The sequence below is a fragment of the Nostoc sp. PCC 7524 genome (assembly GCF_000316645.1).
In the GTDB taxonomy this organism is placed as follows: Bacteria; Cyanobacteriota; Cyanobacteriia; order Cyanobacteriales; family Nostocaceae; genus Trichormus.
Window position 1 is genome coordinate 3757959 of record NC_019684.1, and the last position, 24673, is coordinate 3782631.

At 41.7% G+C, this 24673-nt stretch carries 21 protein-coding genes; 8 read left to right on the plus strand and 13 right to left on the minus strand.

Translation table 11 applies throughout. From position 1 onward, the window contains the following. The first annotated feature begins 223 nt into the window (after positions 1 to 223). Together NOS7524_RS15115 and NOS7524_RS15120 are read left to right on the plus strand one after the other, a co-directional pair. Positions 224 to 928, plus strand: coding sequence for a CAP domain-containing protein (locus NOS7524_RS15115; RefSeq protein ID WP_015139345.1), 705 nt, complete (start codon positions 224 to 226; stop codon positions 926 to 928). Positions 929 to 1080: 152 nt separating this feature from the next. Next, a complete protein-coding gene (locus NOS7524_RS15120) occupies positions 1081 to 1734 on the plus strand; it encodes a CAP domain-containing protein (RefSeq protein WP_015139346.1) in 654 nt (217 codons plus the stop codon). 260 nt (positions 1735 to 1994) lie between these two features. Here NOS7524_RS15120 and NOS7524_RS15125 read toward each other — a convergent pair whose 3' ends face one another. Then, positions 1995 to 2285 (minus strand): DUF5132 domain-containing protein, encoded by a 291-nt coding sequence (locus NOS7524_RS15125; RefSeq protein WP_015139347.1) that lies wholly within the window; start codon positions 2283 to 2285, stop codon positions 1995 to 1997. Positions 2286 to 2507: 222 nt separating this feature from the next. Between NOS7524_RS15125 and NOS7524_RS15130 the strand changes: the two genes are divergently transcribed. Next, positions 2508 to 3353 (plus strand): alpha/beta fold hydrolase, encoded by an 846-nt coding sequence (locus NOS7524_RS15130; protein WP_041555793.1) that lies wholly within the window; start codon positions 2508 to 2510, stop codon positions 3351 to 3353. A gap of 62 nt (positions 3354 to 3415) precedes the next feature. On the opposite strand, the gene NOS7524_RS15135 is transcribed toward NOS7524_RS15130, so the two are convergent. The 5 genes from NOS7524_RS15135 to carA form a co-directional block, all read right to left on the minus strand. Beyond that, complete coding sequence (locus tag NOS7524_RS15135; RefSeq protein ID WP_015139349.1) at positions 3416 to 3718, minus strand: DUF1816 domain-containing protein; 303 nt, start codon at positions 3716 to 3718, stop codon at positions 3416 to 3418. A gap of 98 nt (positions 3719 to 3816) precedes the next feature. Next, positions 3817 to 4779, minus strand: coding sequence for a 23S rRNA (guanosine(2251)-2'-O)-methyltransferase RlmB (rlmB, locus tag NOS7524_RS15140; RefSeq protein WP_015139350.1), 963 nt, complete (start codon positions 4777 to 4779; stop codon positions 3817 to 3819). 98 nt (positions 4780 to 4877) lie between these two features. Beyond that, entirely contained in the window at positions 4878 to 5357 is a 480-nt protein-coding gene (locus NOS7524_RS15145; RefSeq protein WP_015139351.1) for a Mini-ribonuclease 3, read from the minus strand. Between the two features lie 331 nt (positions 5358 to 5688). Then, on the minus strand, positions 5689 to 6090 hold the full coding sequence (locus NOS7524_RS15150; protein WP_015139352.1) for an STAS domain-containing protein: 402 nt from the start codon (positions 6088 to 6090) through the stop codon (positions 5689 to 5691). Between the two features lie 184 nt (positions 6091 to 6274). Next, complete coding sequence (gene carA, locus NOS7524_RS15155; protein WP_015139353.1) at positions 6275 to 7441, minus strand: glutamine-hydrolyzing carbamoyl-phosphate synthase small subunit; 1167 nt, start codon at positions 7439 to 7441, stop codon at positions 6275 to 6277. A gap of 444 nt (positions 7442 to 7885) precedes the next feature. Between carA and NOS7524_RS15160 the strand changes: the two genes are divergently transcribed. Then, a complete protein-coding gene (locus NOS7524_RS15160; RefSeq protein WP_041555340.1) occupies positions 7886 to 8968 on the plus strand; it encodes a retropepsin-like aspartic protease family protein in 1083 nt (360 codons plus the stop codon). Here the strand turns inward: NOS7524_RS15160 and trpD are convergent. Continuing rightward, positions 8898 to 9980 carry an anthranilate phosphoribosyltransferase gene (gene trpD, locus NOS7524_RS15165; protein ID WP_015139355.1) on the minus strand — a complete coding sequence of 361 codons (1083 nt, stop codon included), beginning with the start codon at positions 9978 to 9980 and terminating at the stop codon, positions 8898 to 8900. The genes NOS7524_RS15160 and trpD overlap by 71 nt on opposite strands. An 80-nt stretch (positions 9981 to 10060) precedes the next feature. After that, positions 10061 to 10948: a DNA adenine methylase gene (locus NOS7524_RS15170; protein ID WP_015139356.1), complete on the minus strand. Its 888-nt coding sequence runs from the start codon at positions 10946 to 10948 to the stop codon at positions 10061 to 10063. Between the two features lie 61 nt (positions 10949 to 11009). On the opposite strand from NOS7524_RS15170, the gene NOS7524_RS15175 reads away from it, so the two are divergent. Continuing rightward, positions 11010 to 11705: a cytochrome b/b6 domain-containing protein gene (locus tag NOS7524_RS15175; protein WP_015139357.1), complete on the plus strand. Its 696-nt coding sequence runs from the start codon at positions 11010 to 11012 to the stop codon at positions 11703 to 11705. Positions 11706 to 11755: 50 nt separating this feature from the next. Here NOS7524_RS15175 and NOS7524_RS15180 read toward each other — a convergent pair whose 3' ends face one another. The 5 genes from NOS7524_RS15180 to NOS7524_RS15200 all read right to left on the minus strand — a co-directional run bounded on the left by NOS7524_RS15180 (position 11756) and on the right by NOS7524_RS15200 (position 19660). Further along, positions 11756 to 12163, minus strand: coding sequence for a type II toxin-antitoxin system VapC family toxin (locus tag NOS7524_RS15180; protein WP_015139358.1), 408 nt, complete (start codon positions 12161 to 12163; stop codon positions 11756 to 11758). After that, a complete protein-coding gene (locus NOS7524_RS15185) occupies positions 12160 to 12423 on the minus strand; it encodes a hypothetical protein (RefSeq protein ID WP_015139359.1) in 264 nt (87 codons plus the stop codon). Before NOS7524_RS15185 ends, NOS7524_RS15180 begins: the two co-directional genes overlap by 4 nt. A gap of 33 nt (positions 12424 to 12456) precedes the next feature. Next, positions 12457 to 13575: a hypothetical protein gene (locus tag NOS7524_RS15190; protein WP_015139360.1), complete on the minus strand. Its 1119-nt coding sequence runs from the start codon at positions 13573 to 13575 to the stop codon at positions 12457 to 12459. Positions 13576 to 13653: 78 nt separating this feature from the next. Further along, positions 13654 to 17049: a virulence factor SrfB gene (locus NOS7524_RS15195; RefSeq protein ID WP_015139361.1), complete on the minus strand. Its 3396-nt coding sequence runs from the start codon at positions 17047 to 17049 to the stop codon at positions 13654 to 13656. 58 nt (positions 17050 to 17107) lie between these two features. After that, a complete protein-coding gene (locus NOS7524_RS15200) occupies positions 17108 to 19660 on the minus strand; it encodes a dynamin family protein (protein WP_015139362.1) in 2553 nt (850 codons plus the stop codon). Positions 19661 to 20460: 800 nt separating this feature from the next. Here NOS7524_RS15200 and NOS7524_RS15205 point away from each other — a divergent pair. The 3 genes from NOS7524_RS15205 to ylqF all read left to right on the plus strand — a co-directional run bounded on the left by NOS7524_RS15205 (position 20461) and on the right by ylqF (position 24660). Next, positions 20461 to 23259: a GAF domain-containing protein gene (locus NOS7524_RS15205; RefSeq protein WP_015139363.1), complete on the plus strand. Its 2799-nt coding sequence runs from the start codon at positions 20461 to 20463 to the stop codon at positions 23257 to 23259. 47 nt (positions 23260 to 23306) lie between these two features. Beyond that, entirely contained in the window at positions 23307 to 23684 is a 378-nt protein-coding gene (locus tag NOS7524_RS15210; protein ID WP_015139364.1) for a VOC family protein, read from the plus strand. Between the two features lie 91 nt (positions 23685 to 23775). Then, the gene (gene ylqF / locus NOS7524_RS15215; protein WP_015139365.1) at positions 23776 to 24660 is read left to right on the plus strand and encodes a ribosome biogenesis GTPase YlqF; all 885 of its coding nucleotides are present in this window, start codon (positions 23776 to 23778) and stop codon (positions 24658 to 24660) included. The last annotated feature ends 13 nt before the right edge of the window (positions 24661 to 24673 follow it).

A 24673-nucleotide genomic window follows, 5' to 3' on the forward strand; every position in this document is an offset into this window, starting at 1 on the left:
CGCCTATTTTAAATCTGACATTTAATTTCTAAAATCTCTTTAATTAATCAATTTTAAATTTAATTGCAAGTATCATTTAAACTTTGCACTCCTGGTAGCTATTTACAGCTACAGTATTAAATACTACAATATTTGATGTAAGCGATAAAATTTTTTTGCGAAAAGCTAGAAAAAGCAACATATTCAGCAAAATAGTCTCTAAGTATAAAATTTTAATGTAGTTATGCAACGCTCAAAATTTTACGTATTCATAGCTAGTAGTATCGTTACTATTTTTGCCTCTCCTTTGGTAATATCTCATGTTACTGTCGCACAAACTCCTTTAGAAGTAGTTGCAACAGACACTCCAACTTTGTTAGCACAAGCAAATTACCTTTCACCTTTAGAACAACAGGTGATTCAAGAAATGAACAAAGTCAGGATAAACCCCAAAACATACATTCCCATCATAGAAAATTATCGAAAACGCTTTCAAGGCAACCGAGTAAAACTTTCCAGTAATTCCTATCTCATCACACAAGAAGGGATTAAAGCTGTTGATGAAGCGATCGCTTTTCTGAAATCAGCCCGTCCTGTAGGAACATTAAAAATATCCAAGGGGATGTCTTGGGGTGCTAGAGATCATATCAAAGATCAGGGAACAAAAGGTTTAACTGGCCATAATGGTAGCGATGGTAGCAACCCCTCCACTCGCATCAACCGTTACGGTAAATGGCAAAAAACTGTTGGCGAAAACATCAGTTATGGCCCCAACACCGCCCAAGATATTGTTATGCAATTAATTATTGATGATGGTGTGCCATCACGCGGTCATCGCACCAATATTTTTAACCCAGCATTTCAAATTGCTGGTGTTGCCTATGGTAGTCACAAGGTTTATAGAACAATATGTGTGATTACCTATGCTGGTGGGTATCAAGAAAAATAGGCAATAGGCACTCTTGCAATAGGCAATAGGCAAGAGTTATTAGTTTTTCTCCTCTGCTCCTCTGCTTCCTCTGCTCCCCTGCTCCCCAATCATTCCGAAATATTTGGCTTAGGCTTTGGAGCTAGATATATCTTGATGATTAGCTCCCAGTTATGAAATTACTTAAGCAAAGACTACAATTGTGGAGATTTATCCCGGATTTACCGCCAAACGGTGCTGAAAAATTGACACAGCCAAACCCTCTCTCAGCCTTAGAAAAACAAGTGGTAGAGGAGATGAACAAAGTACGGACAAATCCCCGCACATACTTACCAATCTTAGAAAATTATCGTCGGCGTTTTCAGGGTAATCAAGTCAAACTGGCTGATCATGTTTATTTGCAAACCCAAGAAGGAGTAACAGCAGTAAATGAGGCGATCGCTTTTCTTAAATCAACCCATGCTGTGGGATCATTAAGTATCTCTCAAGGTATGTCTTTAGCTGCTAGGGATCACGTTAAAGACCAAGGTAAAACAGGTGCTACAGGTCATGATGGTAGTGATGGTAGCAATCCCTTGACTCGGATGAGTCGCTACGGTGATTGGCAAGTCACAGCCGGAGAAAACATCAGCTACGGTTCTCACACTGCCCAAGATATTATTATGCAGTTAATTATTGATGATGGCGTGCGATCGCGGGGTCATCGTACCAATATTTTTAATCCTAACTTTCAAGTCACCGGAGTCGCTTTTGGTATTCACGCCACATACAGACAAATATGTGTCATTACTTATGCTGGGGGATATCAAGAACTATCAGTTAAGTAATCTCAGACGATTTAGGGAACACCAAAAATTAAATGAGTAATGAGTAGTAAGTAATAAGTAATAAGTAATGAGTAATGAGTAAGCGTCAGTATGAATAATTTCTGAGTGTAGTTAGGTTCTACCACACTGACGCACCTGCCACCTGTCACCTGTCACCTATCCCTTATCCCCTGTCCCCTGCTATAATTTTGAGTTAAAAAACACAAAAAAGGATGGATATCTACACCACCCTCAAAATTTTTATTCGATTGTTCACACAATTATTTACTTTCTCCTTCCACTGCGCCATGCTCTACATTTTGCATCTGTGATTCAGCTAATTCAGCTTTGGCTTCAGCAACAATATCTTCAAATTTTTCACCAACTTCGGCAACTACTCCTTTACCCTTTTCATAAAGGACAATTCCACCTTTGATAGTAGCTTTAGTTAGGGATTTGCCAAAGCCTCCTACTGCCGGAACCAGCACAGGTAAAAGAACAATGGCAGCAATACCAGGAACACCAAGACCTTCAACTACTTCATCCAGTTCAGGTACAATTTTCGGTGTCATAGGATTTTTAGCCTCATTTCTACAACTCTATAATATATAGTTGCCCAAAAATTACATTCAAACTTTTTATAGATATTTTGGTTAATTTCAACACCATTTTTTGGTTGATTTCATATAATTTATCTATCTATAGTTTTATTTTTTCAAAGAGTTTACCTAAAAAAATAACTATTTTTATTGATGCTAGAGAAATTACATCATTTTCGCCAACCACTGCACACAATGAACCATATGTTTGCAAAGCCTACCAACCTCAAACTTGATATTCAAGGTCAAGGATTTCCGATTTTGGCATTACATGGTCATCCTGGTTGTGGTCGGAGCCTTTCTGTTTTTACTAATCACTTATCACAACGCTTTCAAACTTATGCCCCAGATTTACGTGGATACGGCAAAAGTCGCTTTAATGACAGTTTTACCATGCAGGATCATTTAACCGACTTAGAAGCCCTTTTAGACCGTTTTCAGATGGAAAAATGTTTGGTACTGGGATGGTCATTGGGTGGGATTCTGGCGATGGAATTGGCGTTGCGTCTACCACAACGTGTCACGGGTTTAATTTTAGTAGCAACAGCCGCGCGACCTCGTGGGAATCATCCCCCAATTACTTGGCAGGATAATCTTTATACGGGTGTAGCGGCGCTGTTGAACTATGTCAAACCGAGTTGGGGTTGGAATATTGAGACTTTTGGTAAGCGATCGCTATTTCGTCACCTCATCCAACAACATACACCCACAGCCTATAGTTATATTGCTAAAGAAGCAGTACCCGCCTATTTAAAAACTTCTACTGCTGCTACTCGCGCTCTGTACAGTGCTATACGTTCAGGATATAACCGACTGGAAGATCTAAAACAAATTAATTGTCCTAGTCTGGTGATGGCTGGGGATCAAGACCGCCACATTACGGCTGAATCAAGTTTAGAAACTGCTCAACATCTCAAAAATAGCCATTGGCGATGCTACCCCAACACAGCCCATCTGTTTCCTTGGGAAATACCCGAGCAGGTGCTGAGTGATATTGACCATTGGTTAGTCAAGCATCCCCAAGTCATAAATAGTTCATAGTCCACAGTCAAAAGTCCAAAATCATAAACTATTGACTAATGACTATTGACTAATTGCCTAACTTACATCTGACCGCCAAAGGCAGGCGTTACTTTGCGGTCAAAACGTTCCCCCAGGTCATCAGCAATGGTCAAATCATCTGGCTTACAACGCTTGACGTTTACTAAGATTCCTTGCGCTCCTTCCGCTTCTAAATCTTCCACGTAGCCTTTGATTGCTACTTTGGCATCAGTAGAACTGAGAAATGGCCCAAAATAGTAGGTGCAACGGGGGTTTTGAGTTTCAATCTCTACCCACCAAGCCAAGCCAAAGGTATTGAAAGTATTAATTAAAGCTTCCTTCAGGTTTTGCCAAATTGTTTTCATGGTTGCCGCCAAGTTGATCAAAGTGGTACTGAATGTTAAATGATTTTTGTTGCTGTTTGTTCTTGTTACATTTCTTTATACTCTTTTACTCGATATTTTCAAAGAGGTTTTGGTAATTTATCTAGGTATAAAGTGTTAACAGCACGTTGGCGAAAAATCTCGTACAGTGCCATACCCGATGCTACAGAGGCATTTAGGCTAGGGGTCTTACCCAGCAGAGGAATTGATACCAACACATCACAGGATCGCTGTGTCAACATACTCAGACCTTCGCCTTCGGAACCGATGACTAAAACAATAGGCCCCCGGAAGCTAACGGTGTGTATGGGTTCGCTACCATCTGCCGCCGTCCCATAAATCCAAAAGCCGGCCTCTTTCAATTCTTCTAAGGCACGGCTGAGGTTAACTACTCTGGCGACAGGGAAGTTTTCTAAAGCACCTGCTGCTACTTTCATGACTGTGGAAGTGATTCCCGATGCTCGTCTTTGGGGAATTACCAAGCCTTGAGCGCCTATAGCTTCGGCTGTGCGAATAATTGCCCCTAAATTATGGGGGTCGGTAATGCCATCAGCGACGACAATTACAGGATCAGTGACTGATTTTGCTTGGTCAATTAGCTCATGTAACTCGATGTAGCTATAGGGCGCAATTTGGGCGGCGATGCCTTGGTGATTGGCTTGGTCTGTGATTTGGTCTAGGCGCTTGGGTTCTACCTCGTCAATAACTGTGCCATTTTCTTTCGCCCGCAGAACCAAGTTGTGAAATCTGGGATCATAGCGCAGACGGGAGGTGATCCAGATGCGGTTCAAATTGCGCTGATTTTCCAAGGCACTTAATACTGGATGCCGACCATAGATAATGTCGTTATCTTCTGTGGGCGTTGGCAATGGGGGCGCAACAGAAACTTGACGGCGTGGACGTGGGTGATTAGAAACAGAGTCACTCTCACCATGTTTGGCACGACGTACAGGATTAGGAAGTACGCGCTTGCCCTTGATTTTCAGGGCTGGGCCACGTTTTGGTTCGCCAGCAGTCTTGATTTTTCTAGCTTTATTAGTCATAAAAGTTTTGGGTATAACGCATGGGTAAACAGCCCAATTTCTGAACTTACTGAACCTCAATGTACTGATTGTCCGATCATGGAGATAAAACCGTTTAATTATGTCTCTAGATGGATTTTTTGCAACAGTTCGGTTAAGCGTGGGAAATTAGTGAGATACAGGTAGCCAATTAAAGTTTCTAAACTTGTCGCCTGTTGATATATTTCGGGGTTAACCCGCTTAGGTCGTCCTGTGGCGGCATTACGGCCCCGGCGGACAATTTCTAATTCGTTTGGGAGCAAGTAAGGAGTTAGCGATCGCAAATGTAGCGCCTGGGTTTCTGCCCTTACCTGTGCTACTACCAATCTATGATAAGCTTCTGGCTTCTTTAGCGGTAGCAGGTAATACATTCTAGCATGAAGTTCATAAATTGCATCCCCTACATAGGCTAAAGCGGCAGGGGAGATCTGTTGTATTTGCGCCTGGGAAATTTGTTGTGTTAGTTGCGCTGTATTTGCCAAGAGTGATTGATGCCAAGACTGATCTATCAGGGGATCTTCATCTTGTCTCTCTAATAACTCTTCCTCCTTTGAATTCACCAGTTAGATATTCCTTAATGCGCTAAATTTGGGAGGCATATTTACAATAGATGATGATTTCCTCAAACTATGCTGTGTTTTTATACCCAGCATAATTAACACTATCAGAATTATTTACTAAATTTTATCTTTTTGATTGTCAGTTGGGCTAAAAAAATTATTTATAAATTTAAAATACTCTATCGGCAAAGTATAGCTTTACCAAATTTTTATAGATTTTGGTGGCTTTTACCTCTCCCCCAAGGAGAGAGGTTGTTGCCATCCTGTTTGTAGACTTAAGCTATGCCGACCAAACATTCAGATAGCTTAATAGTTGAATTTGGCCAAGCGATCAAGACTCCTTGATGTTGTCTAGAGCTGCTTCAACAGAGGTTTGCAGCGAGAGAAACTTCTCTAAGCGCACAAGCTTGACCGTTTGAGTTACACGGGCGTTGGTGACAATTTGCAAGGTTCCGGTGGCATTTTGAGCTTGCTTGGCTAGCTGCACCAAAGCACCTAAGCCAGAGCTATCAACAAAGTCAATTTGCGAAAGATCCAGAATAATATGCTTTGGGCCTTCTTCAATTTTTGTGCCAAGAACCTTGCGAAACGTCGGTTCAGAAAAGGCATCTAACAAACCTGTGAGGCGGAATAGCTGATAATTATCCCGTGCTTCACGAGTACCTCTCAGGCTGACGGTTAGATTCAGTGGTTCAGCAATAATTCCCTCCTCATGGTTAAAGTAAACGCTCAAGTATAGATGGTTTTTAGGGTTGTTGTCTACAGCCTGTTGGGTTAGTGGGGGTTGGGGATTGGGGATTGGGTACTGGGGATTGGAGATTGGGTACTGGGGATTGGATTTCCCCTTCTGCTTCCTTGTCTCCCCTAACTTTAGTTCCCAGTCCCTAGTCCCTAGTCCCTAGTTCCCAATCCCTTTTTTAACTCACTTCGGCTGTAGTTGCTTGACGTGCGGTTTGCATGGCTTGGACAAACTGCTCAAACAAGTAATCAGCGTCGTGAGGGCCGGGACTGGCTTCTGGGTGGTACTGCACTGAGAAGATGGGCAGGGATTTGTGCCTTAACCCGGCTACGGTGCGATCGTTCAAGTTGAGGTGGCTAATTTCCACAACTGTATCCGGTAAAGAATCGGGATTGATCGCGAAGCTGTGGTTTTGGCTGGTAATTTCTACCTTTTGTTGTAACCCAGCTGGCTGATTTAAACCCCGATGGCCAAATTTCAGCTTGAAGGTTTCTGCTCCTAGTGCGTGACCCAAAATTTGGTGTCCCATACAAATACCAAAAATGGGTTTTTCACTGGTAAGCAGGGCTTTGGCTGTGGCAATACCTTCGGCAACTGCGGCTGGATCGCCTGGCCCGTTAGAAAGGAAGATACCATCTGGATTGTATTTGAGAATTTCTGCTGCTGGTGTATCGGCAGGTACAACAATTACGCGACAGCCATAACTAGCCAAGCGGCGTAATATATTGCGTTTTACGCCAAAGTCAAGGGCGACAACAGTCAAGGATTCCTGATGATTGGCCGTAGCTTCTGAATTGAATTCCCAGGCTGGGATTGTGGGATCTGACCATTCGTAAACTTGGGGAGTGGTGACTTCCCGCACTAAATTTAGGCCTGCCATGTTGGGAGCTGCTAGTACCTGCTCTAACAACTCTGCCTCATCCAAGATTTCTGTAGAGATACCACCGTTCATGGCTCCGTACATCCGAATTTTGCGGGTAAGGGCGCGGGTATCTATACCGTAGATCCCTGGTATTTGGTACTGTTTGAGGTATTCAGGTAAGGATTGTACCGATCGCCAGTTACTGGGTTGATGACAAATATTACGGGCGATCGCACCCCGGACTTGGGGTCTTGTCGATTCTTCGTCTTCTGGATTCACGCCTGTGTTCCCCAATTCTGGATAGGTGAACACGACAATTTGACCGCAGTAACTAGGGTCGGTTAAGACTTCTTGGTATCCAGTCATACCAGTGTTAAAGACTACTTCGCCAATGGTGGTTCCCGTCGCACCGAAAGACCAACCACGGTAAGCTGTTCCATCTGCTAGGACAAGTAGAGCAGGTATTGCGTCAGACAGGGGCATAAGCGATAAATGGGGATTGGGGATTGGGGATTGGGGATTGGGGACTGGGGATTGGGGACTGGGGATTGGGGATTGGGGACTGGGTAAAAATTCTACCTTGTCTACCTTGTCTCCCCTCACTCCCACCCTACGGGTAGGCTTACGCCATCGTAAGAGAAGCAAGCTACATCTTCCCCTACTCCCCTGCTCCTCTGCCCCTCTGCTCCCCTGCTTCTTCCTAGTCCCTTGTTAGCAGTGAGCAGTCTTTAGTCCCCAATTTAGTTAATACTGCGACTGTTAATTATCCCATGAGTTGGCAAATTAAACGTTACCAAGGAAATTAATTAAAAATTAAAATGAAGAAGTGATTCGGAAATTCTGGGTTTTAAATTCTTCATTGGGAAATTAAATCTACAATGGGAATCGGTGGCAGGAGTCCTGGGACAGTTAAAATCGAAATTAATTATGCTTCAGCCCTTTTTTTCTCGTGCAACCCTAATTGTTCTCTCTGGTGCGATCGCAGTTGTGAGTGTTGGTTGTAGTGGAGGTAAACCAAAGACGGCTATTCTCCGCAATCAACAGTCTGTAGTGACTGATGATTTAGCAGTAGTACAATCTTCAGTTGAAACTACGCCAGCACCAGATATCGCAACATCAACAGACCTGCCATCGGTAATGGAACCCAGTACGTTTGAACTGGGACTAGATAAAGCCGCAGGTGCGACAAGTATCAGTCAATCGGCGCAATCGCCAGATGATTGGTATTTGGTGGCAAGTCAGTATCATGATGCGATCGCTCTGATGCAGAAAGTGGATAAAGAAAGTTCAGAGTTTGCGATCGCCCAAACGAAAATTTCTGAGTATGATCGCCAGATGAAGTTGGCAATTCGGCAAGCTAATACTGTGGCTCGTCCTGCGCCTAGATCGGTAGTTGTAGCATCTCAAAAGAAAAGCGTGGCTGTTGTCCGTCCATCCTCAAGCGCGCCTGCCAATTCAACTCCTCAATCTAGATTTATTATTCCTGTGCCTCCACCGGGAACGACGGAAATACCTCCAGAACCAAGCACTTTTGGGTTATCAGCAGCAATCACTCCGGAGAAAGTATATGTTGCCCCAATTAAACGACGGGTTGGGGGTACGCCTGTGGTGTCTGTGACTTTTAATGGCAGACAGCAATTTGACATGATTGTGGATACCGGGGCCAGTGGGACTGTGATTACTCAGCAAATGGCCAGTGAATTGGGAGTTATCCCTGTGGGAAAAGCTAGAGCTAACACGGCTAGTTCTAAAGCTGTGGAATTTCCGATTGGTTATGTGGATTCGATGACTTTGGGGGGTGTGAGAGTGAATCGCGTCCCGGTGGCGATCGCGGGGACAGAACTGGAGACTGGGCTGCTGGGACACGACTTTTTTGGTAATTATGATGTCACCATTAAACGCAACGTGGTAGAGTTCCGTCCCCAATCGCACGCCGAGGCTAACTCTGAAGGAATTCAACTAACTGTTCCAACTTTGTCCAGGCAGTACCAGTCTGTAGGATCTCCTTAGCAACTGTTACACCTTGGGCATGATCCAACAATGGAATTGCACCCGCCACCTGTAGTGCTAAGGAAGCATTAAGGGCTACAGCATCTTGTTGTGCCTGAGTGCCTTTACCTTGTAGCACCGCTTTTAAAATCACAGCGTTTTCTTGGACATGGCCACCTTTGAGGGCTGTAATGGGTGCTGGTGTGACACCTACTTCCTGGGGATTGACTGTAGTCAACTTGACTTCACCGCCAGATAACACTGCTAAGTCAGTTAAATCGCCTAACCCAGCCTCATCAAGTCTTTCTCGTCCGTGTAAAACAATCGCCTTTTCTTTGCCTAAATTATGTAATGCTTGAGCAACAGTTTCTAGAAGTTTCGGTGTAAATAACCCTACCACTTGCCCAGTCGGGCGCAAGGGATTTACCAAGGGGCCAAGCAAGTTAAACACTGTGCGAATTCTTAAAGTCCGGCGTAATTGTGCCACTGCTTTGAGTGCAGGATGCCAGCCAGGGGCAAATAAGAAAGTGATCCCGACTTCTTGCAGTGCGGCTTGGACTTTTTCGCTGGGAGCAGTCAAATTTACACCTAATGCTTCTAAGACATCAGCACTACCCGTCAAACTAGATGCGGAACGATTACCATGTTTGGCTACAGGTACACCATAAGCAGCCACCACAAAAGCCACAGCTGTAGAAATGTTGAAAGTGGAAGAACCATCTCCACCAGTACCACAAGTATCAACTATGGGGAATGGGTAAGATTTTTCCCCACTGCCCACTCCCGACTCCCCACTCCCCGATTTAGATTGAGATTGTAAGACTTCCGCCATACCGGTGAGTTCGTCGGCGGATACGCCTTTAAAGTTGAGTGCGGTTAAGATTGCGCCGGATAACTCTGGGGGGACGGCTTCAATCAGCCAACCTTGCATTAACTCGGCAGCTTGGGCGCGACTGAGGGATTGACCATCGATTAACTGTTGTAGGATCAGATAGGGTTCGGTGGAGGCAGGTGCAGCAGCAGAAGTTGTCATATTAAATTGATAACTGTTGGGGATAATTACATTAATTGTGTATCGCAGTTATCGTACCGGAAAATTGGACGGGATTAAAGTTAAGTCAAAATATTAATTTGCAACTGCAAAGCAGAATTGGTAAGACGATTTTGATTGATTTTTTTCTCGCCATTAAAATTAATTTCGTAGTTAGTGATGAATAACTCTTTGCCTTTTGCTGCTCTTCCTTGGTTATAGTTATTCATGCCATATTGTAATTCCCATTCGTAGATATTCGCATATTTAAAGTTTTCCCTGATTTGCGGTGAATCATCGTAAGTAATTAACCATTGATGGGGGCAATTTTGTAATGATTTAGCAAATCTATGATGGTCGAAAGATGTATGTAAATCTCCATTTTTACCATAAAGTTTAGATTTAGTTGCACTAAAATATGGTGGATCTAAAAATAAAAACACATTTTCGCCTTCTGCATTTATTAATTCGCTGTAATCTAAATTAGTAATTTGAATATCTTTAGTTAAAATAGTTTCTAATTTTCCCAATCGTTCTATAGAAGAGTATGTAAACCTTTTATGAAAAGCTTCTTGAGAAAATCCCCCTGATTCTACAGTTCCACTGAAGGTAATTCTATTGAGTACGAAAAATCGGACGGCTCTTTCTAAATCAGATAGACTATTAACCTCAACACTCGTTAATTCTGTGAATAGTAATTTACCATCTGTATATTTATTTTTGATATAATGTACTTCTTGAACTAATTGAGATATATCAGTCTGGGCAATTTCCCAGAATAGAAATAGCTCTTGATTTAAATCATTAATCCAAAACTTTAAATCAGGAAACTTTTGCTTTAAGTAAATAAAGACTGATCCACCGCCTATAAATGGTTCACGAAATTCTGCAAAACTTTCTGGTAGGTATTCAACTATCTGATTGATAGCTTTTGATTTACCGCCAGGATAGCGGAGAGGACTTTTAAGCATATATTTACAAATAATCAAATAATTTTATAATATAAATTAATTTTATACAGATTTAATTACTATGTCTCGTTCTGCTCCCTATCAACCTTTATTGTTGAGGATTCTGCATGGTGTCAGTGGCATTTTAGCGATCGCTGCCATCATTACGGGATTTTTAGTTTACAATACATTCGATGGCAGATTCGGTAAAATCCTGATTCCTCGCATCGATGCCATTATCGATATTCACGGGACATTTGCAGTTTTTTTCTTGGTTGTGTTTCCGGCGATCGCGCTTTATAGTTTTCATGCGGGAAGTAAAAAACTATTACAGCCAGATTCTTTACAAAAGTTAACTGAGATTGGTAGGCCGATTTGGTGGGTAAGTTTGCAGAGAATCACTAATACTCTGATGTTGATAGCTTCTGTGTTCGCGTTGATTTCTGGCAGAATGATGCAGGAGGAATGGCTACCGACAGGAGAGTTAGATCACAGTTGGTATTATCTGCATTTGCTTAGTTGGGGGGTGATGATTGTTTGTGTGGCTATTCATGTTTTGATGTCTAGTAAGGTGGGTGGTGTCCCTTTATTAGTTTCGATGTTTTTATTGCAGGTGCGTCCTGAAGATACTCCTAGTAATTGGTTGCGTGGTTTACGTGATTGGTGGGGTAATTTTGGGATAGGAAATAATTTGGTTTTGAGGGTTGTGGAGGTAATTGTGTTGCTGGGAATTGTGGCGGCGTTTATTTTACCTTTGGTTGCTGGGGGTGGAGAGTAATTTTTTAAACGCAGAGGAGAGCAAAGGTTAACGCGAAGGAACGCAAAGTTTTACAGAGGATATATAGAAATAACCTTGATGCTTTTAGTTCGATGAATTGATTTTTCGGGTTTTTCATTAGTGATAAACTCTGTAGCTCCTACAGAGATAGCTGCTGCTATGTGAAGTGCATCCATGACTCCTAAACCTGACTGACTTGCTTGTTGATAGGCTCTTTGAATAATCTGATCAATATCATTAGCCCAGTAAGTTACTGAATCAAAAAAGACTTCATAAAATTTAATTTCACTGACTTGTTGATTGTAAATCGCTTTTGGAAGAACCTCAAATTTAAGAAAGATACTAGAGGCAAAATCACGCTGAGGATCTTCGATAATTTCTAAGGCTTTTTCAGCAATTGAACCTACACCTCTAGCTGCATAAATTAAGACTCCTGAATCAAGAAAAGTGCGAATCATTCATCGTCTCCTTGATAGCCACCTCTGCGTTCTGCTTTTTCTCTCTCAACTTCTTCTGCATTGAGTAAAGGAATACCAGAGTCAACAATCTCTTGACGAATTTGACGCAGTTTTTGTCCTAAAATAGATATTGGTTTAGATAAAGAATTATTGCTTTGAGTTGCTGGAGTAATCACCAATTCTACCTCATCCCCTTCTTGGAAAGAGTCTGGTAAATTTTCTAATAAAATAATATTGCGTCCTTGGATATAACCTTTCATACTTATGACTCCTGATAGTAGAAATCAGTTTTTCTAGCGTGATGAACGAAAGATAACGCGTCCGGGAATTTCTTCGTTGTTAATTTTGGCATAGACTCGTAGACAGGTTAAAACTTCGCCTGGGATTCCGCCGCAGTCTAGTTGTAAATCATCTTTGGTTAATGCACAAATGTCAGCATAAATTCCTGTGAGTTGACGGATGCGTACTTCGTAACCGGCATTAGTGGCGATCGCCACAATTTTCTTTAAAGCGCGGCGTGATTCTTGTTGCAGTTTACCCCACCAGGAATAACGTTCGGCTGGGGGGACAAATGTTAAGGAATGTATGGCTTCATCCATGTCAATCCAAGCGCGTAAAATTAACAATGGATCGGCTATTTCTTCGGCTTTTTTGGTGCGCTGGAAACGATCTGTTAATGCTTCAATATATTGTGTTTTTTGTTCTGGTTGAGAAGATAATGGGATGACATCAAAGCTAAATACACTTTTTAGAGCATGATATAACTCTGGTTCAATTTCAATAAATTTAATGAATAAAACTAGAAAACCTGCGAGTAAAGTTAATTCTTCTGAAGCATATTCTGAAATAATATTTGTCTGTTCAAAGGCTTTGTGAGATAAGCATAATCCAGGAGAAATAACAGTTCCACTTAGTCCAGGGTAGATAATTTCGTCTCTGATGAAGGGTAAATGATAGAGTCGCGAATTATCTGCGATCGCACCCACTTCTTGCACTAATTCTAAAGCCCGTTGTCGCCAAAATTCCGCCAAATCTTCAGGAACTCGCAACAGTTTGCGGTGGATTTCGTGCCATAAATCAGCATCTGTTTCACTATATAACGGTGATTCTCCTAAATAAAAACTGAGTTCTGAGTCAGAATCAAATGCAGCGCGGAGATAATCTAGTTTTGATGTAGTGGGAGGTGGTGTAAAAGCAATTACTTGTTCCTGCTTTTCTTCCTTCACTTCCTCCTTTACCTGTAACAGATAGTGAATCTCACGCAGCACCTCATCACACACATCAGCACCAGCATCATGCGGATATTCTGCTTGCGCCTTTTTCAGCGTCGCCTCCAATCCATGCAGACTATACCGCAATACCTGAGCTAATGTTGAGTTTTCTATTGCTAATAATTTTTTGAAATGCTGCATGAGTATAACCTTACTTTATATCTCACGCAAAGATCCTCAGAAAACTCTCTGCGTCTTTGCGCCTTTGCGTGAGGTTTCTCAGTGTATACCGGAAAAAGGATCGCGTTCTTTATCAACCTCATTCGGCTGTAAATCCAACTCGCCACAGTAGACGCATCCTTCCTGTGTCAAACATTCTAAATCTGGTGATGTCCAGTAAGGTACATCGCCTGCATGGATACGCAGCATACCGCGATCGTCAATAGTGACACGATATTGACAGGGATAATCTGTGTTGACATCAGGTTTTTTCAATGCACCAATACGTATCCACTTTTTAGTATTAGTTTCCATATCGGTTTGGTACATATAAAACGTGTGCTGATTAGCGTAGGGAAAGGGAGGCAGAGGATTACTAATTAAACCGCTTCCTGGTTCGCGCATACCATCACGTAAATAATGGAATTGTTGCAGAGGTTTGCTACCATCTTTATCGACTTCAAATACCAAATGATAAGCATCGGGATGATCAACGGTGGCTGATTCGATGACGTTGACGGCGATATCACCATCGTTTAAGTCTTTATAAGGACGTTCGACGGCGATATTCCATTGCAATTTCCCGTTAGCAAATAATGATGTTGCTGAAACTTGTGATAATGCTGCGCTAATATCAATTCCGGGAACATCTATTAAGTAATGGGGATTTCCTTGACACAATAAAACATTAAATTGCAGGGTTTGGTCAATCTCAAACTGGACTTTGATTTTTTTCAGGAACTCCCCTTCCTCCATTCTCAATTGTTCCATCAGGTGTTTACCGTCGAAGCTACCCCATAGGCGTAAGTCTCCATCCTCGTAGTCTTGGCGGTAAATGATGTTAGTTAACTGTATCCCTAACCAGTTGGTTCGCACTTTGGCGACGTTTTCTGAGGGTGAGAGTTGATAGAGTTCCTGTCCAGCTTTGAAGACTGTCAGGAGTTCGTTGCTTTGGGTTTTGCGTTTAAAGTTGCAGGGTAGGTAATAAAATAGGTTTTTAACGTCTATTTCTAACTGGTTTGCGCCTTTACGTAACAATCCTTTCGATTCTTCGGGGTCAAATCTTAATCTTCGTAATTTCTCAGCGTAACAAGCACCGGCTGAGGTGGCGAGTTTGGTGTACTCCAAAACAAAGGTGATGCGCTCAGGATTCCAAACAAAGTAAGGAGATTTGCTAAATTCTTGGTAAATCTGGCGTTGTACTAAGTCGAGATTACAAGTTTTACCGGAGAGAATTAACCAATCAACTTTATGGGTATTCCAGGGATCTATATTGTTGCTGTCAGGACGTAAACGGCTTTCCATTAAACCTTTTGCAATCCCAATTGCTTCTTTGATAGCGGAGGAAGCGGCGCGTTCAAATTGTTGACTATCTAAAGTGACGCAAATACTTTCAGAGTTTCTTACCTGGAATTTAATTGCACTTTGGGTGAGAAGTTCCGCAATTTGCTGTTCGGAAATGTTGAAAGTTAAGAGGGAATTATCAGGTTTCTGACCAAGTTTAAGTTTAGCAGTTTCCGCATGATCCCAAAGGGTGTAAAAGGTTTGCAGGCGTTGGGGTGCTTGTTGCCAACGGGTGGGGATGACTTTTTCGGCGGTATCTAACGCGTCTTTATAAGCTGCATCACCTTCGGGATTTTCTTTATCAACACATTTTAATAAACTACCGCTTTTGAATTTACCTTGTTCTAAAAAGCGTTCATTTAATTCAGCGTTGATTAAGTCTTCTAGTTTGTCGCTTTCGATGTCGCCTCTGGTAACGGCTGTGAGTAAAAAGTCAGCGATCGCAACTTTCAATAATCTAAATATTCTCAGGGTAATTAACTCACCACCTAACTGTAAATGTCCCGAAGAACCTAACAATTTCGGAGTCAATTTATAATAACGTCCTCCTAAACCCCGGTCTTCATGATTAGCAAAGTAGGGAGTATTATCTTCTAAGGTAAGTTCAATTAATGCTAAATCTGTTGTGCCGCCACCAATATCTAGAACTAGAACATTTTGTGACCATTTATTGTTTTCTTGGCGACAACGGGTTTTAAAAGATTCAATCCCAATATTCAAATTCCCGCCAAATTCTCGCCATAAAAAGAAGATGGCAACAGAAACAGCTTCATCGTAAGCTGTTTGTACGTCATCAATCCCCAATTGTTCGACTAATTGTTTAACTTCTTTCCTGACTACAGGCGGTGCGACGGTGGGATAGGTGACAACGGCTGTTAAAAAATCTCCTTCGGAAAATCTGCGTCTAGCGCGTTGACGATAATCTTCTGTTAATTCGATTAAATGCGCCCATGCTGCTTGGATGAGTTGGTTAACATTAATAATATCTTCTTCGCCATCCAATATCACGGAAAAATTTCTATCTTGTCCAAAATAACGTTTGGGTGAATGGTGAAATCTGCTAATAATTTCTTTTAAAGAACTGCTGGTTCCTTGGGCAATCGCTTTCTTTCTGTTATCCCTAGCTTCCCTACCCATGCGAAGTTTTAACGCTTCTAAACTAGAAACTTCTAACTCACTAGGTATCTCCGTATCCCGACGATCAACATCTAAAACTACGGGAATTAAATTCTGGGATTCTAATGTCGGGACGCGGAAGACTTCATGATAAATTTGGTACAGTTTTTTGCTGACGGCGCGACGAAATCTATCACTGTTACCTAAACATAATTCAATTTGGCGAATTGCTTCTAAAAATCTTGGTTTATGATCACTGCTAAAAACTTCACTTAAATTACTCGGTTCAATTTCTAGGTTTTTACTAATATCAACAATAAACTTTTCCCACTCACTGCCATTCACTTCTGGTAACGCTACAGCAGCCGGAGAACTCAACCACTGGGAGAGGCGATCGCGTAATCTAATTTCCTGTTCTCTAGGTAAAACTTCCGCAATTGGCACTTCAATTGGGTCGAACAGTGTCACTGTAGAATTTGATGTGCCGAAATCTACCGCCAACCATCCCGGAAATCGTTTTTTAGGTTTACCGTTGCCATTGCTTGGCTTTTCACTATAGTTACGAATTTCAAACGGATTGCTCCCTGAATTATTTGGTATTTTTTGTTCCATAGGTAGTGACCACAGATGACAATAAGCTGCTACTTTTTGTCTTACAGATAATAGTGGATTACCTGAGTGATCAGAATCGAAATATTCCACCATTACCCGTAAATGACAGTTGATTGCTTGTATTAATGGTTGATCTAATTTACAAGGATATTGTTCTAATTGACCAATTTGAGAAATTTTTGGTGTATCAGAATCAAACTTTTTATACGCCTGTTGAATTTTAGTTGCTAATTCACTTGGTATGCCTTTGACAGTGCAGTTGATACGGGAAATATGAGGTACATTGTTACCAGAAGCAAGTAGTTGAATACTTGGTAATTCTAAATACTTCCTATGATTAACTCGCACTTGAAAGCGAGGCACAAGTTGAATCTCTACAGGCATTTTTTATCTTCCTTAACAGGCCAAACCAGTCAGCAGTAAATTTAGGGCTAATTACTGATTACTGATTAGCCGTTAGAGAATCAGAAATATTAGCAATTTCTGTGAGATTCTGTAGCCAAGTGGGAACGGCTACACCCGATTGGGAGTCACCAGCCGCAATAAATCTCAGCAAGCTATCTTTTTTCGAGAGGTTTTGTAAAGTGGGAATAATTTGATCCAAAATACCCTCTAATTCTGAATTGACTTGTTGATTAACTTCGCTGACATACTGTACCAGATGTAAGCTAGCACTGGCAGTAATTTCATCACGTAATCGTAATACAAATAACTGGTGATTAGCTGCCCTTGGTAGACCTTGATTTTTTTCTGGCGACCAATCAAAGATTTGACCAATATTGTGTTTTTCATCCTGACGCGCCAGAGGAAAGATAACTTCCGGGAGAAGAGATTTATCTTGTTGATTTATCTCCTCTAAAATTACGTCTTGCCATTTATTGGGGTCGCATCCTAACAGCAATTGATAAAATAAATCGGCTTCTTCCGGGCCAAATTTTGCCTCAATCTCTTGTTCCATTTCTGGTGTCAAAATTGTCAAGAGTTGATCGCGCTCTGGGGCAATGTAGTGAGATAATTGACTGAGTAAGTCTACTACAGCCTGACGGATGCGATCGCGAGCAAATTCTTCTAATTCTTTGACTGTCTTGGCAAAGGCTGGATAAAAATCATCGCTTTTGGTCGGGATGCTGTTATTAGTCCTATTACCCCGGTCAAATAACTTACCTGCTGCACCTTTTGATTCTGCTAATGTAATTGTGCCATTGTTGACTTTGTTAAATAATAAAGTCCACTGACTCCAATTAATCACGCTAAAAGTCAATTCGTCTTTGACAACATCACTAACCACCGTTCCGCGACGGTCTTTAAGTGGTTGTGTCCCTAAATCTTTTTGAAAATTACGGTAGATTTTATCTAAACTTTCAATGGCATTTCGCAAGTCAATTAAAGCCTGACTGTCGCCGGTGGGAATCCCTTGGGCATGAATTTCAGCAATAATGCTTTTGAGGTTTTCTTGTTGTAGTTGTAAATTCTCAGCTGCACGACGGGTATCTTCATACAGTTGCTTCAATCCATGAGTGGCGACGTGATTTTGAATCAATTCCCGCAGTTTGGCAATGCCCCCATCTTGAGCGAAGTAACCCAACTTCCGCCCTAAATGGTGACGTGCATCTGATTCTAACAGGCGATCGCTCAACCTGCGCCATTTTTGTTGTAGTCGCTTTGACCTTTCTAGATACTCAGGATAATCCAAGTTCGCTAAAAACTCCGGTGAACCAGCTTTCACACTACTTGAACGTTTGGCTAATTCCGCTAACCCCAACAAAGGAGATAGTAAAACGATGCGGTCTTGATTAATCGTAAATGCACTTGCACCGTCGATGGTGGTTTGTAAAACCTTGAGCTTTCGCAACACCATCTCAGCTGTGAGGTGGGGAGTGTGAGTGTCATCGATGAGTAAATCTAATTCCCGTTCACCACCTTCACTTTCTAAAGGTAACTGGTCAAACCGTCCCACACCCACGAGAATTAAATCCTTGAGTTCTTGTCCCGGACGCTGTTGCTGCATCATCGTGAAAATTTTGTTGGCGCGATCGCTCCCCGGTGATTTACCATTCAGAAGAACCAAAATTGTCTGGACTTCCGCCAATTCCCGTAGCGATAAAAATGTATCCCTCGCGCCAGAGTTCGCTGCCCCCAAACCCGGAAAATCTAGCAGAATAAATTTATTAGCACCTGTAACATCCCAAATTTCTTGAGAGATTTTAACTTCAATATCAATACGCCGAATTAAGGGAAAACTATTTTGTAATAACTTGGTGAGTAGCTTTTGGGGTGGACTTGGTAGACGAATATGTGCGGACGGTAAATCTTCAAAGCGCAGGGTTTGGATAGCCATTGGCTGTTCTGCTAACTGTAACCCATCACGCGCCGTTGCGGCATCAATTTCGTAGCGTTTACCACACAAAGCTTCGCCATAGGAACTGTAGGCGCGGACAAACAACACCAACTCTCGCAGCAGATAACGCAATTCTAAGTTATTGCTGCTCTTCCAAGTTTCTTCACACCAGCTAAGAATCTCTTTCCCAGAATTGAGTTTAGCGACTGGGATGGGGGGAAGTCCGGCTGCTATGGTACACTGGTTAGCTTCCCCCAACATGAAGCGCAAGCACTCATTCACCCCTTCCCGACTCAAATAGTCCACAGTAAAGTTGCCTACCTGTGTTGTTGAGTAACCCTCTTGGGGGATGATATGAATAGCGGTGACGTTCCCCGTTGTAGGATTTTCACTAATGGGTAAAGCATCGCCATAACCAATTAAGCTGCCTAAAAGTAAAGTTTTGCCACTACTAAACTCTCCCATTACCCCAATTTTTACAGGTGAAGTAGCAAGACCTACAGTTTTCTCAGCAGCTTCTCGGAGACGCAAAATACATTCATCTAAGCTAGTAGGAACCCAATCTTCTTGTTTAGAAGGATTTTGAGGTACTGAATCAATTTTTTGCAGAATTAGTTCACCGTATTCTTTAAAACGTCGCAGTTTTTCTGGCTCCATAGCGTAGCCTTCCGCTAAGATAATTTTCTGTGAGTTTTATAACACAAAAAAACGTCGGCAAGTGCCTATTTTGCCAGTTGTATAGTAGTCTACTTTAATTTTCAACCTTAAAGGGTGTTTGAAAAGTGTTCGGCTGTGACTTTAAGTACATTCAGATCCCCCCTACCTTAAAAAGGGGGGAATAAGAATCAAAGTCCCTCTTTTTAAGGGGAGCCACTGCGTTGGGCGGGTTCCCCAACTTATAGCAAGTGGCGTGGATTTAGGGGTATCTAAAAATATTTGCTACATCATTAGAGACTTTTCAAACATCCTCTTAATTGTGTAGTCAGGTAATAGGTAATAGGCACTCTTGTAATCAGAAATAATCCTGTTTGATTTGTGTCTAGTTTTGCAAAAATTAACTCTGAGAAATAACTTTTTTGCATATTTTAGATAATTATTAGTTGATTCATCACTCATTACTCGCTACTCATTACTCATAACTCATTATTCACTACCCATTTAATATCTGACTGACGCACCCTACTAACTAATTTACGTATTTTCACTAATACTTTATTAATTAGCATGAATTAATATAATGTAAAATCTTCAGATTAGTACATTTAATAATATAATATAGCGATCCGATTTTATTCCTGAGATTATTTGCTTAGGCAGGCAATAGGCACTCTGACAATTAAATAAAATTCCCGGATTAAATCAAGATTTATATATTTTCTGAAGGATGTTGAATTATTTGAAAAAAGCCTTGCTTCAGATGTTATTAAAAATCATTAATGAATTAGGTTTTAAATTAAGTGATAAAATCAAACTCCGAAGTTACTAAATTAACCAATGCCCTGGCAAAATTGCAAGTTGAAATCTTAGAACATGAGCAAACTAAACAACAGCTAGTCCAAAAAACATCAGAATTATCAGCTATCTTACAATTAATACCAGACGCATACTTGCTGCTAGATGCCAATGGCACTGTTTTAAAATATCAGCCTGGAAAGACGCAAAATCCCTCCAGTCTGCCAGAAATGATTCCTGGTAGGCAAATCCTGGAATACCTGCCAGAACAGGCCAGAGATGAATTTCAGCAAGCGATCGCTCAAGCCTTGCAGACACAATCTCCAATCAGTTTTACTTATACTGCAACTAGCACATTTGTAGTCAGATTATTATCCTTGTCTCCACAGCAAGTTATAGTTTTAATTCGTGAAAGTTATCAACCTCTAGAAACAGAATTTAGTCATAGTCATATTAAGTTTCAAGACATTGTAGAAAATGCCAAAAACATTATTTTTACATTAACAACTGAAGGTATACTATCTTATGTCTCTCCCAATTGGAAGGATATATTAGGACATGAATTAGCGGACGTTATCGGTCAATCTTTTGTCCCCTTTGTCCATCCTGATGATGTACCACTTTGCTTAGATTATTTATCAAAAATTATCCACACTGGCCAAAACCAAGAAGCTATAGAATATCGTGTAAAGCATAAAAATGGCAGTTGGCGATGGCATACAAGTAATGCCTCAACCATTAAAGATGCTAATGACAATATTTTGTACTGTCTGGGTATTTCTCATGATATTACTGCCCGTAAACTTGCAGAAAAGGCACTAGCAGAGAAAGTCAAGTTAGCTAATTTTCGGGCTGAAGTTGATGCTTTGCTCGCGCATAGTTCCAGCTTACAAGAGATTATGCACGGTTGCACCGAGGCTATAGTTAAACATCTAGAAGCTGCCTTTGCCCGCATCTGGATACTGAACAAACAAGAAAACATTCTAGAATTACAAGTCAGTTCGGGAATGTATACCCATGTTGACGGCCCCCATAGACGTGTACCAGTTGGTCAATTTAAAATTGGTTTAATCGCCGAAGAAGGTAAACCCCATTTAACAAACTCGGTACAAACAGATCCGCGTGTAGGTAACAAAGAATGGGCTAAAAATGAGGGTATGGTGGCTTTTGCTGGCTATCCCTTAATTATAGACGGGGAAACACTAGGGGTAATAGCGATGTTTTCTCGTCACATACTTAGCGAATCTACCTTTGAAGCGTTAAGAATTACTGCCCATGAAATTGCTATTGGGATTAAGCGCAAACAAACTGAAGCAGCATTGAGAGAATCCGAGGCTAAATTTCGAGAAATTGCTCAAAAAGAAGCTTTACTTAACCGTCTTGCCAGTCAGATTCACGCTTCTTTGGAACTCAATGCCATTGTAGAAACCGCAGTCAAAGAAATATGCCAGTTGTTGCAAATTGATCGTTGTGCTTTCTGGTGGTACAGACAAAATATCGATGTACCTTATTGGGAAATTGTGTATGAGGTACAAACTTGTCCTGACAAATGTTTGTTGCCCACTCAAATTAATGATGTGGAAGCTAAACTCATAGCCGCAAACACTTTAAATAAACAGATGATCCGCATCAATAACCTAGAAACAGTGACAGATGCGACTGCCCAGAAGTTTTTGCGTGATTTTGGCCTTACCGCCTTTATGTCTTTGCCTGTACACACCCAATCCGGTGAGATTGGTGCTTTTAGTTGTGGTTCTTGTAGTGGTTTTCGACTTTGGTTAGATAATGAAGTAGAACTACTACAAGCCGTTACTAATCAACTTGCGATCGCAATCGACCAAGCTAAACTTTACAGCCAAAGTCGCATCGCTGCCCAGGCTGCCGAAGAAAAAGCCCAACAATTAGAAGCAGCTTTACTAGAACTACAACAAGCCCAAGTGCAATTAATTCACTCAGAAAAAATGTCCAGTTTGGGACAATTGGTAGCAGGTATTGCCCACGAAATCAATAACCCTGTAAATTTTATTTACGGTAATATCAACCATGCCCGTGAATATGTCAGAGACTTACTGCACTTGGTAGAACTTTATCAACAGCACTACTGCCCACCATTACCAGAAATTCATGAGCAAATCTACGCGATGGATTTAGATTTTCTCAGTCAAGATTTGCTCAAAGTTTTAGATTCTATGAATGTAGGCGCTGAACGCATCCGCCAGATAGTTCTCTCATTACGCAATTTCTCCCGCTTAGACGAAGATGGCATGAAGCCAGTAGATATCCATGAGGGTATCGATAGCACTTTGCTGTTGTTACAAAACCGCCTAAAAGCTAAAGCAGAATATAGCGAAATTCACATTATTAAAGAATACGGCAATTTACCAAAGGTTTTCTGTCACGGTGGACAGATGAATCAGGTATTTATGAATTTGTTGACTAATGCGATTGATGCGTTAGAAGCGGGAATAGGGAATGGTGAGTGGGGAGTAGGGGAAAAATCACATCCTATTCCCCATATTCTACCCCCTACTCCCCAAATTCTGATTCGGACTGAACTCACTGCTGATCAGCAAGTCCTGATTCGCATTGCAGATAATGGCCCAGGCATGACTGAAGAAGTACGCGATCGCTTATTTGATCCCTTCTTCACCACAAAACCAGTAGGTAAAGGTACTGGCATGGGCTTATCAATTAGCTACCAAATTATTGTTAACAAACACCAAGGGAAACTACAGTGTATCTCTGCCCCAGGGGAGGGAGCAGAGTTTATAATTACAATTCCACTATCAGAATTAGGGAGCTAGGGGATTGGGGAGATGCCCAATACTCAATACCCAATACCCATTGACTAATGACTATTCAATATACCGATGCAATTGTGACAATAGCAACGCTAAATCTAGATCAATTAGCGAATTTCTACACTAATTTTTTGGGAGAAAACCCAATAAAATTTATACCGAACGTATATGCTGAGTTCCAATTTACTGGGTTGAGATTGGGGATTTTTCAACCCAAAAATACACATAATTCAGAATTTCAAGACTCAGCTAAAAGTAAGATGAGTCTGTGTTTAGAGGTGAGTAACTTAGAAGATGCGATCGCCCACCTGACAGATTTAGGTTATCCCCCACCAGGAGAAATTGCCGTAGCTTCCCACGGTAGAGAAATGTACGCCTATGATCCTGATGGCAATCGCCTGATTTTACATCAAAACCATAGGGGATAATAATAAGCAGAGGGGCAGAGGAGCAGAGGAGATATTTTACCCCAGTCCCCAATCCCCAATCCCCAATCCCCAATCCCCAATACCCAAATCTATGGGCTTAACAGATAACTATAAATTAAACCTAATCCAGTGGTATCCAGGTCATATTGCCAAGGCGGAAAAGAATCTCAAAGAACAGCTATCACGGGTAGATGTGGTATTTGAGGTAAGAGACGCGCGGATTCCTTTGGCAACACACCACCCCCAAATCGATGATTGGGTGGGAAATAAAACGCGAGTTTTAGTATTAAATCGGTTAGATATGATACCGCCCCAGGTGCGATCGCTGTGGGTGGATTACTTCCAAAATCGGGGAGAAGAACCATATTTTACCAATGCTCAACATGGTCAAGGTATTACCGCCGTTGCCAAAGCAGCGCAAGCAGCCGGGGTAGAACTGAATCAAAGAAGACGCGATCGCGGGATGTTGCCTCGTCCTGTGCGGGCTGTGGTGATTGGTTTTCCTAACGTTGGTAAATCAGCCTTAATCAACCGTTTATTAGGCAAGCGAGTTGTCGAAAGTGCCGCCCGTCCCGGTGTAACGCGTCAACTGCGCTGGGTACGCATTTCCGATCAGCTGGAATTATTGGATGCCCCTGGAGTCATCCCGGCTAAGTTGGGAAATCAAGAAGCAGCAGTGAAACTGGCAATTTGTGATGATATTGGTCAAGCCTCTTACGATAATCAGCTAGTAGCGGCGGCACTCGTAGATTTACTAAATTCTCTCCAAGAGCAAGCAGGTGAATTACTACCAAAATCACCCTTGTATTCCCGCTACCAACTCGACCCCATACCCCATACAGGAGAAGCCTACTTACACGCCTTAGCACAGCATCGTAATCAAGGTGATGTAGAACGAACAGCTAGGCAACTTTTAACCGATTATCGCAAAGGTTTATTAGGAACCATGCCTTTAGAATTACCACCTTACATATAAACAGCAAAACAGA

Coding starts and splice junctions, on each gene's coding strand:
- NOS7524_RS15115 (WP_015139345.1), top strand. CDS start 224: ATGCAACGCTCAAAATTTTACGTATTCATAGCTAGTAGTATCGTTACT.
- NOS7524_RS15120 (WP_015139346.1), top strand. CDS start 1,081: ATGAAATTACTTAAGCAAAGACTACAATTGTGGAGATTTATCCCGGAT.
- NOS7524_RS15125 (WP_015139347.1), bottom strand. CDS start 2,285: ATGACACCGAAAATTGTACCTGAACTGGATGAAGTAGTTGAAGGTCTT.
- NOS7524_RS15130 (WP_041555793.1), top strand. CDS start 2,508: ATGAACCATATGTTTGCAAAGCCTACCAACCTCAAACTTGATATTCAA.
- NOS7524_RS15135 (WP_015139349.1), bottom strand. CDS start 3,718: ATGAAAACAATTTGGCAAAACCTGAAGGAAGCTTTAATTAATACTTTC.
- rlmB (WP_015139350.1), bottom strand. CDS start 4,779: ATGACTAATAAAGCTAGAAAAATCAAGACTGCTGGCGAACCAAAACGT.
- carA (WP_015139353.1), bottom strand. CDS start 7,441: ATGCCCCTGTCTGACGCAATACCTGCTCTACTTGTCCTAGCAGATGGA.
- NOS7524_RS15160 (WP_041555340.1), top strand. CDS start 7,886: ATGCTTCAGCCCTTTTTTTCTCGTGCAACCCTAATTGTTCTCTCTGGT.
- trpD (WP_015139355.1), bottom strand. CDS start 9,980: ATGACAACTTCTGCTGCTGCACCTGCCTCCACCGAACCCTATCTGATC.
- NOS7524_RS15170 (WP_015139356.1), bottom strand. CDS start 10,948: ATGCTTAAAAGTCCTCTCCGCTATCCTGGCGGTAAATCAAAAGCTATC.
- NOS7524_RS15175 (WP_015139357.1), top strand. CDS start 11,010: ATGTCTCGTTCTGCTCCCTATCAACCTTTATTGTTGAGGATTCTGCAT.
- NOS7524_RS15180 (WP_015139358.1), bottom strand. CDS start 12,163: ATGATTCGCACTTTTCTTGATTCAGGAGTCTTAATTTATGCAGCTAGA.
- NOS7524_RS15185 (WP_015139359.1), bottom strand. CDS start 12,423: ATGAAAGGTTATATCCAAGGACGCAATATTATTTTATTAGAAAATTTA.
- NOS7524_RS15190 (WP_015139360.1), bottom strand. CDS start 13,575: ATGCAGCATTTCAAAAAATTATTAGCAATAGAAAACTCAACATTAGCT.
- NOS7524_RS15195 (WP_015139361.1), bottom strand. CDS start 17,049: ATGCCTGTAGAGATTCAACTTGTGCCTCGCTTTCAAGTGCGAGTTAAT.
- NOS7524_RS15200 (WP_015139362.1), bottom strand. CDS start 19,660: ATGGAGCCAGAAAAACTGCGACGTTTTAAAGAATACGGTGAACTAATT.
- NOS7524_RS15210 (WP_015139364.1), top strand. CDS start 23,307: ATGACTATTCAATATACCGATGCAATTGTGACAATAGCAACGCTAAAT.
- ylqF (WP_015139365.1), top strand. CDS start 23,776: ATGGGCTTAACAGATAACTATAAATTAAACCTAATCCAGTGGTATCCA.